The sequence below is a fragment of the Burkholderia arboris genome, assembly GCF_902499125.1.
GTDB classification, from domain to species: Bacteria; Pseudomonadota; Gammaproteobacteria; order Burkholderiales; family Burkholderiaceae; genus Burkholderia; species Burkholderia arboris.
Window position 1 is genome coordinate 1 of the sequence record NZ_CABVPX010000009.1, and the last position, 15,939, is coordinate 15,939.

The following is a 15,939-nucleotide window of genomic DNA, read 5'->3' on the forward strand; positions in this document are numbered from 1 at the left end:
TACGACATCCAGATCATCGGCTTCGCGAAGCAGATCGGCGATATCGCCGACGGCGCGACGGCCGTGCTCGGCTTCTGTGCGGTCGCGCTGCTGCTGACCACGCTCGCGGTGTACTGGTACTGCCATTCGGTGCGCTTCACGGTGCTGCTGATCGCGTGCTCGCTGACGTCGCTCGTGTGGCAGTTCGGCACGCTGAAGCTGCTCGGCTTCGGGCTCGATCCGCTGGCGGTGCTGGTGCCGTTCCTCGTGTTCGCGATCGGCGTGTCGCACGGCGTGCAGCAGGTGAACTTCATCGTGCGCGAGATCGCGCACGGGCAGAGTTCGTTCGATGCGGCGCGCCACAGCTTCAGCGGCCTGCTGATTCCGGGTGTGCTCGCGCTCATTACCGCGTTCGTATCGTTCATCACGCTGCTGCTGATCCCGATCCCGATGGTGCGCGAGCTGGCGATCACCGCATCGCTCGGCGTCGCGTACAAGATCGTCACGAACCTGATCCTGCTGCCGGTCGCGGCGTCCTGCTTCAACTTCACGAAAGCCTACGCGGACAACTCGCTGAAGCGCGCGCAGCAGCGTGCGAAGCCGCTGCGCGTGCTGGCCCGCGTGGCCGAGCCGAAGTACGCGGGCGTCACGGTCGCGCTGACGGTGGCGATCTTCGCGCTCGCCGCTTGGCAAAGCCGCGACCGCGTGATCGGCACGCTGCAGCCGGGCGCGCCGGAATTGCGTGCGGATGCGCGTTTCAACCGTGACGCGACGTCGATCGCCGGCAACTACGACATGGGGCTCGACTGGCTGACGGTTGCAATCGAGTCGAACGGCAAGGCTTGCGACAACGCAGCGGCCGGCCTGTACGAAGACGACTTCTCGGCCGCAATGCGCACCGAACCGGGCGTCGTATCGGTGCAGTCGTACTCGTCGATGCTGCGCGCGTACAACCAGGGCTACAACGAGGATTTCCCGAAGATGAAGGTCGTGCCGATCGATGCCGAGAACTACGGCGCGGTGTCGGTCGACGTCGGGCGCGCGAAGGGGTTCATGAAGGCCGATTGCAGCATGACGGCCGTTCACCTGTTCCTGACCGATCACAAGGCGACGACGATCAACCGGATTCTCGACGACGTGAAGCAATACCGCGCGTCGCATCCGTTCCCGGGCATGACGGTGCGGCTGGCCGCGGGCAACGCAGGCGTGCTCGCTGCGACCAACGACGAAGTCGAGAAGAGCGAACTGCCGATGATGCTCTACGTGTACGCGGCGATCCTGATCCTCGTGTTCCTCGCATACCGCGACTGGCGCGCGATGCTCGCGTGCTGCGTGCCGCTGTCGGTCGCGACCTTCATCGGCTACTGGTTCATGAAGGCGCTGCAGATCGGGCTGACGGTTGCGACGTTGCCGGTGATGGTGCTGGCCGTGGGTATCGGCGTCGACTACGCGTTCTACATCTACAACCGGCTGCAGGTGCATCTGGCGGGCGGGCAGGACATCGTGAAGGCCGTGCAGCACGCGATGCTCGAAGTGGGCGTGGCGACGATTTTCACCGCGATCACGCTGGCGATCGGTGTCGCGACATGGAGCTTCTCGGCGCTCAAGTTCCAGGCCGACATGGGCAAGCTGCTCGCGTTCATGTTCGTGGTGAACCTCGTGATGGCGATGACGGCGTTGCCTGCGCTCGCGTCGCTGCTGGAACGCGGGTTCCCGCGCCGCAAGCCGGCCCGCGCGCCGGGCCTGTTCAGCCACTGAAGCTGACGAACATCCTGACGGAGATTCAGTCATGGTCAAGACCCTAGTTGTTTGCGGCGCGCTTTGCCTTTCGGCGGCCGCCTTCGAACGCTTCCATGAAGCGGTTGCTGTCCGGCCCGCGCCGGCGCATGCGTTCGCGACCGACGCGACGCGCGTCGCTGTGCGCCACGCGACGTTCGATGCACCGGGTGTCGCTCCGTCGTCGAACGACGACAACGCCGCACGGCAGGCCGCGGTCGCCCAGACGGCGAACAAGCCGCCGGTCGTTGCGCTCGGCGTGGCGAATTCCGGCTGGTCGGCGCTGTTCAGCCACTGATGCCCGCGCATACCACTACAGAGGTCAATCGATGATCAAGACGCTCGTTGCCTGTACCGCGCTCTGCGCTGCCGCGGCGGCCTTCGCGCAACCGCCGGACGGAACGGTTGCGGCCTGGGCCGCGAAGCCCGCACACGCATGGACCGCGCCGACGCACATGATGCTGATGGACGCCACCCGAGCCGGCTCGCGGATCGTCGCGGTCGGCGAGCACGGCATCGTGCTGCTGTCCGACGACGAAGGCAAGACCTGGCGGCAGGCGCGGCGCGTGCCGGTGTCGGCGACGCTGTCGGCCGTGTCGTTCGCGGACGCGAAGCACGGCTGGGCCGTCGGCCAGTGGGGCGCAATTCTCGCGACCGACGACGGCGGCGATACATGGGTCACGCAGCGGCTCGATACGTCGGTCGACCAGCCGCTGTTCTCGGTGCTGTTCACGAATGCGCAGGACGGCATTGCGGTCGGCCTGTGGTCGCTGATGCTGCAGACGCACGACGGCGGCAAGACGTGGGCGCGTACGACGCTGCCGAAGCCGCCGGGCGGCGGCAAGGCCGACCGCAATCTCTATCACGTGTTCGCAGACCCTACGCACGCGCTCTACATCGTGTCCGAACAGGGGATGGTGCTCAAGTCGGCCGACGGGGGCGCGAACTGGACCTATCTGCCGACGGGCGGCAAGGGCACGTTGTGGTCGGGCGTCGCAATGCCCGATGGCCGGATCGTGGTCGGCGGGCTGCTCGGCAGCCTGTTCGAAAGCCGCGACGGCGGCACGACGTGGGCCGCGCTGAACACCGGCACGCGCAGCTCGATCACCGATCTCGTCGCCACCGGCGGCGGGCTGGTCGGCGTCGGCCTCGATGGGCTGACGTTCGCGCAGCGCGTGGCGGGCGGCCCGCTCGGCGTCGCGCAGCGCGCGGATCGCGCGACGCTCACCGCTGCGCTGATCGATGCGCGCGGCAAGCCCGTGTTGTTTTCGCAGGACGGCGTGCTGGCTGCGCCGTGAGTTGAATCCGCAATAAGGCAAGGAATGTTGGAGTACGCAAAATGAAGAGCAAGTACAAGCCGGACATGCCGGCCCGGCGGCGGATGTTGCGCGTCGCGGCGGCAGGTGCCGCATCGCTCGCGGCCGGCGAGGTGTCGTTCGCCGAAGGCGCGGCGCCGGCCGCCACCGGTCACGGCGTGTTCGATGTCGTCATCATCGGCGCCGGGCTGGCGGGGCTCACCGCCGCGCGTGACCTGAAGCGCGCCGGGTGCGAATCGTTCGTCGTGCTGGAGGCGCGCGATCGTGTCGGCGGACGGACGCTCAATCACGACCTCGGGCATGGCGTGGTGTCAGAAGCCGGCGGCCAGTGGATCGGCCCGGGCCAGACGGCGATCGCCGATCTCGCCCGCGAGCTCGGAGTCGATACGTTCCCGACTTTTTACGCAGGCAAGACGGTCGTGCTGGCCGGCGATGCACGTGTCGCCCAGGATTTCCACGGCGGCACGGGTGGCGACGACGCAATCGGCGCGAAGCTCGGCGCGCTCGCACGTGACGTGCCGTCCCGCGAACCGTGGACCGCGCAGCACGCGGCGGAGCTCGACAAGCTGACCTACGGCGACTGGCTGCTCAAGCAGGGCGTGACCTACGAGGACGGCTATTTCCTCGGCCTCGCCGCGAAGCTGTCGCTCGGCGGCGCACCGGCACAGCTCGGGCTGCTGCACTACCTGTCGATGATCAACAGCGCCGACTGCGACTACGCGAAGCTCGAGTCGATCAAGGGCGGCGCACAGGAGACGCGCTTCGTCGGCGGCTCGCAGGTGTTGAGCATCAGGATGGCAAGCGAACTCGGCGCGAAGCTGCAGCTGTCCTGCCCGGTGCGCAAGATCTCGGGCTGGGATCGCGACGTGGTCGACGTGCAGACCGACCGCGGCGTGCTTCGCGCGCGGCGCGTGATCGTTGCGCTCAATCCGGCGCTGTGCCAGCAGATCGCGTTCGATCCACCGCTGCCGGACGGCCGTGCGCAACTGCAGCGCAACTGGCCGGCGAACGCACCGATGCGCAAGACGGTACACGTGTACGACCGGCCGTTCTGGCGCGATGACGGCTGCAACGGGCAGATCTTCGAGGTCGGCGGCCCGGTCTTCATGGCGTACGACAACTCGCCGCCGGACGGCTCGGTCGGCGTGCTCGCCGCGTTCGTCGCGCCGGGCGCGCTGCCGGCCGAGCCGAAGGCCGCCGAACAGACGCTGTCGGCCATCTTCGCGCGTGCGTTCGGCGACAAGGCGCTCCACCCGACGCAATTCCACGATTACGACTGGGGCCGTGCCGATCCGTGGACGCTGCAGTGCATTCACCCGTTGCCGCCCGGCTTCTGGACGAAATGGGGCAAATACCTGCGCCCGGAGGCCGGCCGGCTGATCTGGTCGGGTACCGAAACGGCCGACCTGTGGCCAGGCTCGATGGACGGCGCGGTGCGCGCCGGGCACCGCGCAGCATTGCAGGCGCTCGGCAAGCTGGCCGGCCGCGGCGGGGAGGCGTGATGAAACGAACCCTGATGATCGGCGCCGTGCTGGCGCTGGCGGGCATGGCGGCGGCAGGCGTGTCGTACGGGCCCGATCTCGTCGACGGCCTGCGTTACCAGAAGGCGATGGCCGCGATCGGCGAAGCCGACCGGGCCAACGGCGGCGCATGGCCGCAGCCGCAGGAGACGTGCTTCTTCTGCCACGGCGTGCATGGCCAGTCGCAGCACGCGTGGTATCCGTCGCTGTCCGGCCAGCCGGCCACGTACATCGCCGCACAACTGCGCGCGTTCGCGACCGACCGGCGCCGCGACGCAACCATGGGGCCGCTCGCGCGCGAACTCGACGACGCGAAGATCGACGCGCTGGCCACCTATTTCGCGCGGCAGGCGCCGGCGCGCAACGAGGCCGTGGCGGGCGACGCCGCGCTCGACAGGCGCGGGATGGCGCTGGTCGACGCGCGAAGCTGCCGCGCGTGCCACGGTGCGGCGTTGACGGGCAAGGATCCGGCGCCGCGCCTCGCGGGCCAGGGGCAGCTTTACCTGGAGACGCAGCTGGCCGCGTTCCGCTCGGGCGAGCGACACGATCCGAGCGGCGCGATGAACGGCCTGGCCGCGACGTTGTCGGGCGACGACACGCGTGCGGTCGCGCACTACCTGGCCGGCCTGTCGCCGGACGGCGCAGGTGGTGCGACCCGATGATGCGCGATAGACGTCAGGGCCGGGAATACCCTGCCTTTTTCTTTACCGTTTACTTTGTCATAGTGACCTAAGATTGGTAATGTGTTCTACAAACGAACACCCCGGATGTGAAGTGGCAGTACCCGACTTTTGACCGAACCGGTTTTCAACAACTCACGTATCAGGAGACAACCATGGCTAAGCACCCCGTCGTCGTTTATGGCGCAAGCGGTTACACCGGCATGTTGATCATGGACTGGCTGATCGACCAGAACATCCCGTTCACGGCGGTCGCGCGCAATGCGGGCCGCACGAAGGAAATGATGGCGCAGCGCGTCGTGCGCCTCGAATCCGCGGAATACGAAATCATCGAGGCGGAGCACGACGTCGATGCGCTCGTGAAGGCGTTCAGCGGGGCGAAGGTGGTGTGCAATACCGTCGGGCCGTTCTCGAGCTTCGGGCTTGTCGGCGTCGAGGCTGCACTGAAGGCCGGCTGCCACCACCTCGATACGACGGGCGAACAGTCGTATATCCGCGACGTGCGCGACCGGTTCGGCGAGCTGTATCGCCAGGCCGGCCTGCTGGTGTCGTCGTCGAACGCATACATGTACACGTTCGCGGAGATCGCCGCCGAGCTTGCACTCGAAACGCCGGGCATCGATGCGCTGGAGACGGCGACGCTGACGCGCGGCCCGCGCGGCGCGGCGGGCGTGAGCATCGGCTCGACCGCGACGATCTTCGACGGCGTGCGCCACGAATCCAGCTACCTGTGGGAGAAGACACTCGTTCCGCATGCGGCGGACGCATCGTTCACCGTCGCGACGCCCGAGCTGATGCAGCCCGTGTTCTGCCTGCCGTGGGGCGGCACGTCGCTGCCCGTCTACTTCGAGCGCGATCCGCGCGTGCGCAGCTGCATCTCGTGCGTGGGCTTCTACGACAACAACGTGATGAAGCTGGTGCACCAGTTCGGGCAGAAGTGGGAAGCCGAATACAAGCACCTGCCGCGCGAACAGCAGGACGCGGTGCTGAAGCAGGTCGTCGCGTCGACCACGCCGGCGATGCCGCCGCGCGAGCGCACGACGATCCAGCGCAGCGTCGATTTCGCGATCGGCCGCGGCCAGCTCGCGTCGGTGCGCGCGACCGTGCACGGCATCACGCCGTACATCTCGACGGGCGCGATCCACGCGGCCGGCGTGCTCAAGCTGCTCGACGGCGACGTCGCGCGCGCGGGCTTTGCGTCGGGCTCGAAGGCATTCGGCCATCGCTACCTGCTCGGCTTCCTCGAACAGCGCGGGCTCGCGCGCGCGACGGTCACGCAACTGTGACGGCCGCCGCCGCACCGGTACAGACCCAACGGAACTTGTGACATGGCCATTATCGATTTCTACGACCGCGGGTGGCGCCTCAATCCCGACGGCGTTGCGTACATCCAGGACGACCGCAGCTACACGTTCCAGGAGATCGGCGAGCTGTCGTGCCGCATCGCCAACGGGCTGCTCGCCGCCGGCTTCGCGAAGGAGGCGAAGGCGGCGGTGTGGGCGGACAACGACGTGATCGGCTGGAGCTGCGCGCTCGGCATGTGGCGCGCCGGGCTCGCGTACATCCCGGTGAACGGGCGCAACGCGGTGGCCGAGAACCAGTACGTGCTCGATGCGTTCGACTGCGAAGTGCTGTTCTTCCACCACGCGTTCGCGGCCACGATCGACGCGTTGCGCCCGAGCCTGCCGAAGATCCGGCTGTGGGTCTGCCTCGACGCCGACCTGCCGTGGGCGCCGTCGCTGGCCACGTGGAGCGAGCGCCAGCCGGCGACGCTGCCGTCCGTCGATTACGGGATGGACGACGTCGTCGCGCTGTCGGCCACCGGCGGCACGACGGGCGCGCCGAAAGGCGTGATGAACACGCACCGCTCGCTGCAGACGTACTTCGCGCAATTCATGATCGCGATGACGTACGGCGACGCGCGTCCGGTGAATCTCGCCGCGGCGCCGATGACGCACACGGCCGGCATGATGTCGCTGCCGTGTACCGCGCGCGGCGGTACGGTGGTCGTGCTGCCGAAGCCCGACCCCGCGCTGCTGCTCGGCGCGATCGTGAAGCACCGCGTGACCGAGTTCTTCCTGCCGCCGACCGTGATCTACCGGCTGCTCGACATTCCCGGCATCGACAAGGTCGATTTCTCGTCGTTGCGTTACTTCCTGTACGGTGCCGCGCCGATGTCGGTCGAGAAGCTCAAGCGCGCGATCGACGTGTTCGGCCCGGTGATGACGGGCGGCTACGGTCAGACCGAGGCGCCCGCGTCGATCTCGTACCTGACGCCGGCCGAGCATTTCATCGACGGCAAGCTTGCTTCCGACACGCGGCTGGCGTCGGTCGGCCGCCCGAACCCGCTGGTGCGCGTCGAGATCGTCGGCGAGCGCGGCGACGTGCTGAAGCAGGGCGAGACCGGCGAGATCTGCGTGCGCGGCGATCTCGTGATGAAGGGCTACTACCGCGCGCCGGACAAGACGGCCGAGACGATCGTCGACGGCTGGCTGCACACCGGCGACATCGGCCATCTCGATCCCGACGGCTATCTGCACATCACCGACCGCAAGAAAGACATGATCATCAGTGGCGGCTTCAACGTCTATCCGAGCGAGATCGAGCAGGTGATCTGGGCGCACCCGGCGGTGCAGGACTGCGCGGTGATCGGCGTGCCCGACGACACATGGGGTGAAGCGGTGAAGGCCGTCGTCGAGCTCAATGCCGGCCAGCAGGTGAGCGCGGAGGAACTGGTCGCGCTGTGCAAGGAGACGCTCGGCTCGGTGAAGGCGCCGAAGAGCGTGGACTTCGTCGCCGCGCTGCCGCGCAGCACGGCCGGCAAGGTGCTGAAGAAGGACTTGCGCGAACAGTACTGGCAGGGCCAGCAACGCAGGATCTGAACCCGATTCATATGGATTCCATACGATGAGCAACATCTACATCGCCGGCATCGCGATGACCGTGTTCGGCCGGCACCTCGACCGCAGTCTCGACGATCTGGCGCGGGAAGCGCTGCAGCGCGCGTTGCGGGACGCCGGCTGCCATGCCGATGCGATCCGCGCCGCGTTCTACGCGGGCATCACCAACGGCGCGTTGCAGGGGCAGCTGTCGATTCCCGGTCAGGTCATATTCAGCAAGATCGGCCTCGAAGGCATTCCGGTGTTCAACGTCGAGAATGCGTGCGCATCCGGCAGCACGGCCGTGCACCTCGCGGTGCGGGAGCTGCAGTCGGGCGCATGCGACGTCGCGCTCGCACTCGGCGTGGAAAAGATGAACGTCGCGGACAAGGCGAAGTCGTTCGCGCTGTTCGAGGCCGGCTGGGACGTGTCGCGTGTCGACGAGAATTTCGCGACGCTCGCGCGGCTCGGCGAAGGCATCGAGCCACCGCCCGGATCGGAATCCGATCGCCCGTACAGCCGCTTCATGAAGATCTACGCGGCGATGTGCCGGCATCACATGCACACGTACGGCACGACGCAGCGGCAGATTGCCGCCGTGTCGGCGAAGAATCACGGGCATTCGGTGCACAACCCGTATTCGCAGTTCCGCCAGCCGTTCACGATCGACGAGGTGCTGGCGGCCGCGCCGATCACATACCCGATCACGCTGCCGATGTGCGCGCCGCTGTCGGACGGCGCGGCGGCCGCGATCCTCTGCACCGAGGAAGGGCTGGAACGCATCGGCGCCGATCGCAACCGCTGCATCCGGATCGCCGCGAGCGTGATCCGCAGCTTCACGCGGCGGCGCATCGACGAGCCGCACAAGCACATCGGCCGGCTCGCCGCACAGCAGGCGTACGAGCAGGCCGGCGTGGGGCCGGAAGACATGGATGTGGCCGAAGTGCACGACGCGTCGGCGATGGGCGAAATCATCCAGGCCGAGAACCTCGGCTTCGTGCCGCTCGGCGAAGGCGGCCCGGCGGCCGAGCGCGGCGAGTTCACACTCGGCGGGCGTATCCCGGTCAACACCTCGGGCGGCCTCGAATCGAAGGGTCATCCGCTCGGCGCGACCGGCATCGGGCAGCTGTACGAACTGGTCACGCAGTTGCGCGGCGAAGCGGGTGCGCGACAGGTGGACGGCGCGCGACATGCGATCCAGGAGAACGGCGGCGGCTTGCAGGGCGTTGAAGAGGCTGCGCTGGCGATTCACATTCTGAGCAGGGACTGACGGAGGCGGACATGGGCAACGCACGTGGAGCGATGGCGCTCGGGCAGGTCGCGCAGGCAGGGCAGACGACGCGACAGGCGTCGGGCGGGGTCGGCGCGGCGGCGTCGATGCAGGCAGCGGGCGCCGGCGCAGCCGGGCCGCTGGCCCGCTGGGGCGAGGAAATCCGTGCCGATGAGGCGTTGCAGAAGTATCGTCCGGTCGGCGGATGGATCGACGCGCCCGCGCGTGCACAGCCGCCGCTCGAAGGCGACGTCCGCGCGGACGTGATCGTCGTCGGCGCGGGTTTTGCCGGCTTGTCCACCGCACTGGAACTGGCCGCGCGCGGCGCGAGCGTCGTCGTGCTCGAGCGCGAGTTCGCGGGGTTCGGCGCGAGCGGGCGCAACGCCGGCTATCTCGCCGGCGGCCAGGGGCTCGAGTACGACCTGTTTCTCAAGCGGGTCGGCCGCGAACAGGCGCGGCAGATCGTCGGCTTCTACGACGAAGGCGTCGCGTATGTCGAACGCAAGCTCGCCGAATACGCGATCGATTGCGACTACCGTGCGTCGGGCATCATCCGCGCGGGCGTGCATCCGTCGCAGGAGAAGCGGCTGCGCGAGGGCATGGCTCTCGGTATCGAACTCGGGTCGCCCGCCCGGTTTCTCGATGGCGCGGCGATGCGCGAGCGCGGCATTCCGCCGGCGTTCCTGTTCGGCGCGTACGTGCCGGGCGGCGGCACGCTCGATCCCGGCAAGTACGTGGCCGGGTTGCGGCGCGCGGCGCTCGCGACCGGCGTGAAACTCCACGAAAACACCGCGCTGCTCGAATTCGAGGAAGGCGACACGGTGCGCGTGCGCACCGCACGCGGCAGCGCGAGTGCGCCGGTGCTGGTGCTCGCGACCAACGCGTACACGCCGCAGCTCGGGCTGCTCGGCGACAAGGTGATGCCGCTGCGCGTGTCGGCGCTCGAAACCGAGCCGCTGTCCGATGCGCAGCTCGCGGCACTGGGCTGGCCGAACCGGGAGGGCATCGTCACGCCGCACCTGACGATGGAGAGCCACCGCCTGACCGCGCGCAACACGCTGCTGCTGACGACCAAGCGGCTGCGCTACGTGTATGGCTCGCAGACGCCTAACGTGCCGGACGACGACGCGTATCGCGCGCTCCTGAAGACGCTGCACGCGCGCTTCCCGCAGCTCGGCAACGTGCCGGTGCGCGCGTGCTGGAGCGGCTACATCTCGTTCGCGGGCGATGCGTTGCCGGTGGTCGGCGCGGCCGGTGCGCACAAGAACGTGTATTACACGGCCGGCTGCTCGGGGCACGGCGTGGGCACGCAGTCGCTGGTCGGGCGCCTGCTGGCCGAGCGGATCGCGGGCGGGCAGTCGCCGCTGCTCGACGCGCTGGCGCACAAGACACCGTCGGTGCCGCCGGAGCCACTGCGATGGTGTGCGGTCAATGCGATGCTCGGCGTCGCGAACCTGCTCGACGAACGCGTGAACCGCAAGGTGCGGCCGATGTAGCGGCACCGGCGATCGTCGCGACGCGGAACACGTGCATCCGGTGGGCCGTCCGGCAGAGGGGCGGCTCGATGGAAAATGAAGCTCGCATCGGGTATAGTCGTTTGCGCTCCGTAAGGGACGGAGCGCTCATTCGACGAAGCCGAAACGCCACCTTCACGACGAACACGATGACAGTGTCCAACGAACCGCGCAGCAGCAAGAAGCGGCGCACTTCGACTGCCACCCCGGCCGCTGCGGGCAACCCGGACGGTTTGCGCGCGCAGGGCCTGCGCACGCGCAACACGATCATTCGCGTTGCGCGCAAGTTGCTGCTGGACGGCGGCCCGCTCGAATTCTCGCAGCGCGCGGTCGCGGCCGCCGCGGGCATCAGCGTCAGCAATCTGCAGTACTACTTCCCGACGCGGATCGCCGTGCTGCGTGCCGTCATCGAGCCGGTCATCGAAGCGTATCTCGACGACATGAAGCGCGCGATCAGCAGCGACGCGTCGCCGCGCGACGTGTTCGAAGAGATCATCGTGCGCTCGATCGCCGATGCGAAGGATACGAAGTACAACGCATTGTTCCGGCACTTCCTGTCGTTCGCGGCGACCGATACCGAATGCCTGAAGCTGTGCGACGAATGGTATTCGGCGCTTACGCGCGACCTCACGCAGCTGGTGCGTGCGCTCACGCCCGCATTCAGCGCGGCCGACAGCCGGCATGCGGCCACCATGCTCATCGCGCTGGCCGACGGCCTCGCGATGCAGTACGGCACCATCGGGCGGCACACGCAGGCGCTCGACGCGTATTTCGCGGCGACGTCGCGCGCGATCGCATTCGGCACGCTGACGGTTCCGGCCGGCAAGTAGTCGCGCGATCCGCACAGCCGCGACGCGGGAAGAGACAGGGGAATACCCTGTCTTTTTTTTGCTTCCTGTGTTTGTCATGATGACCTATGTTTGGTATGTATTACTAGATGTGGGATGGCCGGGCAGGTCCGCTGCCGGGTCGACATGATTCGAGTCCAGGAGGAGAACGGAGATGATTCGTCTGAACAAGTCTGCGGCGCTGCCCGTGGTCGGCATGACCGGCTTCGAGACGCCGCTGAGCGAAGAGGAAAGCGCAATCCAGCACACGGTTCACCGCTTTGCGCGAGACGTGCTGCGACCGATCGGCCGCGAGCTCGACCGGATGACGGCGGAGGACGTGATCGCGCCCGGCTCGCCATACTGGGCCGCGATCGTCGAGAGCGCGAAGCTCGGGCTCGATCCGCAGCTGATCGCGCAGTTTCCGCCGGACACCGCGGTGCGCATCGAGTCGCTGATCGGCGAGGAACTCGGCTGGGGCGATTCGGGCCTTGCCGTATCGATCGGCGCGGCGACGATGCCGTTGATGATGGCGCATACGGTCGGCAATCCCGAACTGGTCGAGATGTGCGCGGGCAAGGTCGGCTGCTGGATGAACACGCAGCCCGATCGCGGGTCGGACGCGGCGATCCTGTATCGGCAGGAACTCGGCGCACACGGCAGGCAGCCGGTCGGCAACCTGACCGCGAAGGTGGGCGCCGACGAGATCGTGATCAACGGGCAAAGCTCGGCGTGGATCTCGAACGGCTCGGTTGCGCAGGTCGCGCTTGCATACATGGCGGCCGACTATGGTGACGGGTTCTACGGCGAAGGCGAGCGCAGCGCGTTCACGAACGGCATCGCGATGATCCTGCCGCTCGACCTGCCGGGCGTGTCGCGCGGCAAGCCGCTCGACAAGATCGGCCAGCGTTCGCTGCCGCAGGGCGAGATCTATTTCGACAACGTGAAGGTGCCGAAGCGCTTCGCGGTCGCGCTGAAGGACGACTATCTCGGCAACCTCGCATCGACATGGTCGTATGCGGGCACGCACATGTGCCAGGTGTTCGTCGGTGCCGCACGCGCCGCGTTCGAACTGGCGCTCGCCTACTGCCACGAGCGCAAACAGGGCGGCGCGCTGCTGATGGATCACCAGATGACGCACCTGCGCATCGGCGAGATGCTGCGCCGGCTCGAGATGGCGCGTGCGATCGCGCGCCGCAGCCTCGCGTTCTCGCGGATGTCGCCGCAGAGCCATCCGTATGCGACCGCGCAGGCGAAGGTGAGCGTGACCGAGGAGGCGATGAAGATCACGCACGAGGCGTTCCAGCTGTTCGGCGGCAATGGCACCACGCGCGAATTCCCGATCGAGAAGCTGTTCCGCGACGTGCGCTCGGCGTTGATCGAGGATGGCGAGAACACCATTCTCACGTCGCGCCTAGGCGTGCTGGCCGGGCAGCTTTATCAGAACGGGTGGGCGCGCGAGTAAGCGGCACCGGGCGCCCTGCGGTCGCGTCCCGGCAGAACGCCGCCCGGTGTGCGGCACGCACCGTCAGTGCCCGACTTCCTTTCAGTGCGGAATGCCGGCGAGGACACCGTGGCCGCCGGGAATGAACACGGCGATATACGGCGAATCGGCGCCGAGATGTGGTCGAGCACGTCGTTCAGCGTGCTCGTCGCAGCGCCGGCGTATCTCGCCCGCCACGGTCGCCGCGCCCGCCGAGCAGGCCGCCGCGTCGTCGGCCGCGTCGCCGCGTGCGGCGAAGAAAGCCGACCGCGCGGCCGACCGCGCGTTCGCGAAGAAGGTGCGCCAGGCGATCGTGAAGGCGCCCGGCATCGGCAATGCGCAGCTCACCGTGTTCGCGAAGGCGAAGACGGGCGACGTGACGCTGGCCGGGCCGATCACCGACGAATCGCAGGACCGGGTCGCGGTGGACGCGGCCCGTCAGGTGCCGGGCGTGACGTCGGTGAAGAGCAAATTCCAGCTGCGGCTGGAGGGCGGCCAGTAACGGGTTGCGTGTGCCGCCCCCTGGCAACGATGGCGGCACCATGACGACCCGGGGCCCGGGGGCACGATCGCGTCGTCGTGCGTCAGAGGTGCCCCAGCAGCACCAGCACGACGACGATGACGACGATCAGCCCGACCGAGCCCGATGGCCAGTAGCCCCAGCTTCGGCTGTGCGGCCATGAAGGAAATGCGCCGATCAGCAGCAAAATCAGGATGACGATGAGGATCGTACCGAGCATTGCACCCTCCCGGAATGGGTTGACGTGACGGTGCGTGATGCCGCAATCCGCGTGCCCGCGGGCATTGGGCCCGGCTGGGAATGGCGCGGAGCGGGCATGAATTCATGTAGTGAATACCTGCTGATTCAGAAAATAAATTTCAAAAATGCTTCCCTGCTGGCTATGCTGAATCCTTCACTCAGGCGGGCATGCGATGGCTGAACTCTTTCTGGTACGGCACGGGCAGGCATCATTCGGCACCGACGACTACGACCGGCTTTCCCCGGGCGGCGAGCAGCAGGGTGTCTGGCTCGGCGAATACTTCGCGTGGCAGGGCCTTGAATTCGACCGCGTGATCTGCGGCACGATGAACCGCCATGCGCAGACGGTCGACGCGATTCTGCGCGGAATGGGCCGCGAAGGCGTGCCGGTCGACCGTCACCCCGGCCTGAACGAATACGACTTCCACGGGTTGTTCGCAGCGGCCGCCCACGACTATCCGGAGATCGCACGGCTTGCCGCCGGGTCGATGAAGGAGCACTTCCGTGCGCTCCGGCAGGTGCTGCAGCTGTGGACCGAGGACAAGCTCGGCGACGCCGCCCCCGAAACCTGGTCGCATTTCCAGCAGCGCGTGGGCGACGCCCGCGCCGCGATCCGCCACGGCGGCGGCCAGCGCGTGCTCGCGGTGAGTTCCGGCGGCCCGATCGCGGTCACCGTTCAGCAGGTGCTCGCGGCGCCGCCGTCGAGCGCGATCGCGCTGAACCTGCAGATCCGCAACAGCAGTCTTTCGCAGTTTTTCTTCAACGCCGATGCGTTCCACCTCGCGTCGTTCAACGGCATCCCGCATCTGGAGGATCCCGAACGGCACGCGCTGAGAACCTACGGCTGACCCACGAACGATCGCGACGATGACGAACCCTTCCCAGCAACTCGACGTAGCCCGCCTCACGCACTATCTGGAAACGCACGTGCCGGGCTTCGAAGGCCCGGTCGACACGGAGAAGTTTGCCGGCGGCCAGTCGAATCCGACTTTCCTGCTGAACGCGAAGAGCGGCCGCTACGTGCTGCGCCGCCAGCCGCCGGGCGAACTGCTGAAATCCGCGCACGCGGTCGACCGCGAATTCCGCGTGCTGAGCGCGCTGTCGGGCACCGCGGTGCCGGTCGCGCGCCCGTATCACCTGTGCGAAGACCGCGACGTGATCGGCAGCCTGTTCTACGTGATGAGCTTCGAGGACGGCCGGATCTTCTGGGATCCCGCGCTGCCGGAACTGCCGAAGGCCGATCGCGCGACGTGCTACGACGCGCTGCTGCAGACGATGGCCGCGCTGCACGACGTCGATGTCGATGCGGTGGGACTTGCCGACTACGGCCGCCCCGGCAACTACTTCGAGCGCCAGATCGGCGTGTGGACGAAGCAGTATCGCGCGGCGGAAACCGGACGCCTCGACGCGATGGAGACGCTGATCGACTGGCTGCCGAAAGCCTGCCCCGAGGATACGGGCCGGCCGGCGCTGGTGCACGGCGATTTCCGGATCGACAACCTGATGTTCGCGCGCGACGGCTATCGCGTGCAGGCCGTGCTCGACTGGGAACTGTCGACGCTCGGCAACCCGCTCGCCGATCTCGCGTACTTCTGCATGTGCCTGCGGCTGCCGTCCGGCGGGCAGGTGCGCGGGCTCGCGGGCCAGGATCGCGCGGCGCTCGGCATCCCGGACGAAGCGGCGATCGTCGCGCGCTATTGCGAACTGCGCGGCATCGAGCCGATCCGCGACTGGCACTTCTACCTTGCATTCAGTTTCTTCCGGCTCGCCGCGATCGCGCAGGGCGTGAAAGCGCGCGCGCTGCAGGGCAACGCATCGAGCGAGCAGGCGCTGCGCGTCGGCGAGATGGCCGGCCGGCTGGCCGAACTGGCCGTCGGCGTGATCGACGCGCATCGCTGATATCGCCTGGGTCGCCGGGCGGCGACTCGACAATCC

General features: G+C 67.7%; 15 protein-coding genes. 14 read left to right on the forward strand and 1 reads right to left on the reverse strand.

Annotated elements, in window-relative coordinates; translation table 11 throughout:
- The 12 genes from BLA15945_RS12960 to BLA15945_RS13015 all read left to right on the forward strand — a co-directional run.
- The coding region (locus tag BLA15945_RS12960; protein ID WP_174992544.1) for an efflux RND transporter permease subunit at positions 1 to 1,737 on the forward strand (1,737 nt) is incomplete at its 5' end.
- A gap of 31 nt (positions 1,738 to 1,768) precedes the next feature.
- Positions 1,769 to 2,053 carry a hypothetical protein gene (locus BLA15945_RS12965; protein WP_059238032.1) on the forward strand — a complete coding sequence of 95 codons (285 nt, stop codon included), beginning with the start codon at positions 1,769 to 1,771 and terminating at the stop codon, positions 2,051 to 2,053.
- A 31-nt stretch (positions 2,054 to 2,084) separates the two neighbouring features.
- Entirely contained in the window at positions 2,085 to 3,053 is a 969-nt protein-coding gene (locus BLA15945_RS12970) for a WD40/YVTN/BNR-like repeat-containing protein (protein ID WP_174992545.1), read from the forward strand.
- A gap of 41 nt (positions 3,054 to 3,094) precedes the next feature.
- Positions 3,095 to 4,573, forward strand: coding sequence for a flavin monoamine oxidase family protein (locus tag BLA15945_RS12975; RefSeq protein ID WP_174992546.1), 1,479 nt, complete (start codon positions 3,095 to 3,097; stop codon positions 4,571 to 4,573).
- Complete coding sequence (locus BLA15945_RS12980) at positions 4,573 to 5,253, forward strand: c-type cytochrome (protein WP_174992547.1); 681 nt, start codon at positions 4,573 to 4,575, stop codon at positions 5,251 to 5,253. The genes BLA15945_RS12975 and BLA15945_RS12980 overlap by 1 nt, the downstream gene beginning before the upstream one ends.
- Before the next feature lie 173 nt (positions 5,254 to 5,426).
- On the forward strand, positions 5,427 to 6,557 hold the full coding sequence (locus tag BLA15945_RS12985; protein WP_059238024.1) for a saccharopine dehydrogenase family protein: 1,131 nt from the start codon (positions 5,427 to 5,429) through the stop codon (positions 6,555 to 6,557).
- Positions 6,558 to 6,599: 42 nt separating this feature from the next.
- Positions 6,600 to 8,153 (forward strand): AMP-binding protein, encoded by a 1,554-nt coding sequence (locus tag BLA15945_RS12990; RefSeq protein ID WP_174992548.1) that lies wholly within the window; start codon positions 6,600 to 6,602, stop codon positions 8,151 to 8,153.
- A gap of 25 nt (positions 8,154 to 8,178) precedes the next feature.
- On the forward strand, positions 8,179 to 9,420 hold the full coding sequence (locus BLA15945_RS12995) for a thiolase family protein (RefSeq protein ID WP_174992549.1): 1,242 nt from the start codon (positions 8,179 to 8,181) through the stop codon (positions 9,418 to 9,420).
- Positions 9,421 to 9,431: 11 nt separating this feature from the next.
- Positions 9,432 to 10,916, forward strand: coding sequence for an NAD(P)/FAD-dependent oxidoreductase (locus BLA15945_RS13000; RefSeq protein WP_174992550.1), 1,485 nt, complete (start codon positions 9,432 to 9,434; stop codon positions 10,914 to 10,916).
- A gap of 167 nt (positions 10,917 to 11,083) precedes the next feature.
- Complete coding sequence (locus BLA15945_RS13005; RefSeq protein ID WP_174992551.1) at positions 11,084 to 11,764, forward strand: TetR/AcrR family transcriptional regulator; 681 nt, start codon at positions 11,084 to 11,086, stop codon at positions 11,762 to 11,764.
- Between the two features lie 172 nt (positions 11,765 to 11,936).
- Positions 11,937 to 13,226: an acyl-CoA dehydrogenase family protein gene (locus tag BLA15945_RS13010; RefSeq protein ID WP_059238014.1), complete on the forward strand. Its 1,290-nt coding sequence runs from the start codon at positions 11,937 to 11,939 to the stop codon at positions 13,224 to 13,226.
- Between the two features lie 121 nt (positions 13,227 to 13,347).
- A complete protein-coding gene (locus BLA15945_RS13015) occupies positions 13,348 to 13,746 on the forward strand; it encodes a BON domain-containing protein (protein ID WP_233464207.1) in 399 nt (132 codons plus the stop codon).
- An 82-nt stretch (positions 13,747 to 13,828) separates the two neighbouring features.
- On the opposite strand, the gene BLA15945_RS13020 is transcribed toward BLA15945_RS13015, so the two are convergent.
- Positions 13,829 to 13,984 (reverse strand): DUF3309 family protein, encoded by a 156-nt coding sequence (locus tag BLA15945_RS13020; protein ID WP_081051964.1) that lies wholly within the window; start codon positions 13,982 to 13,984, stop codon positions 13,829 to 13,831.
- Positions 13,985 to 14,177: 193 nt separating this feature from the next.
- On the opposite strand from BLA15945_RS13020, the gene BLA15945_RS13025 reads away from it, so the two are divergent.
- Both BLA15945_RS13025 and BLA15945_RS13030 read left to right on the forward strand, forming a co-directional pair.
- Complete coding sequence (locus tag BLA15945_RS13025; protein WP_174992552.1) at positions 14,178 to 14,852, forward strand: histidine phosphatase family protein; 675 nt, start codon at positions 14,178 to 14,180, stop codon at positions 14,850 to 14,852.
- 19 nt (positions 14,853 to 14,871) lie between these two features.
- A complete protein-coding gene (locus tag BLA15945_RS13030; RefSeq protein ID WP_174992553.1) occupies positions 14,872 to 15,903 on the forward strand; it encodes a phosphotransferase in 1,032 nt (343 codons plus the stop codon).
- The last annotated feature ends 36 nt before the right edge of the window (positions 15,904 to 15,939 follow it).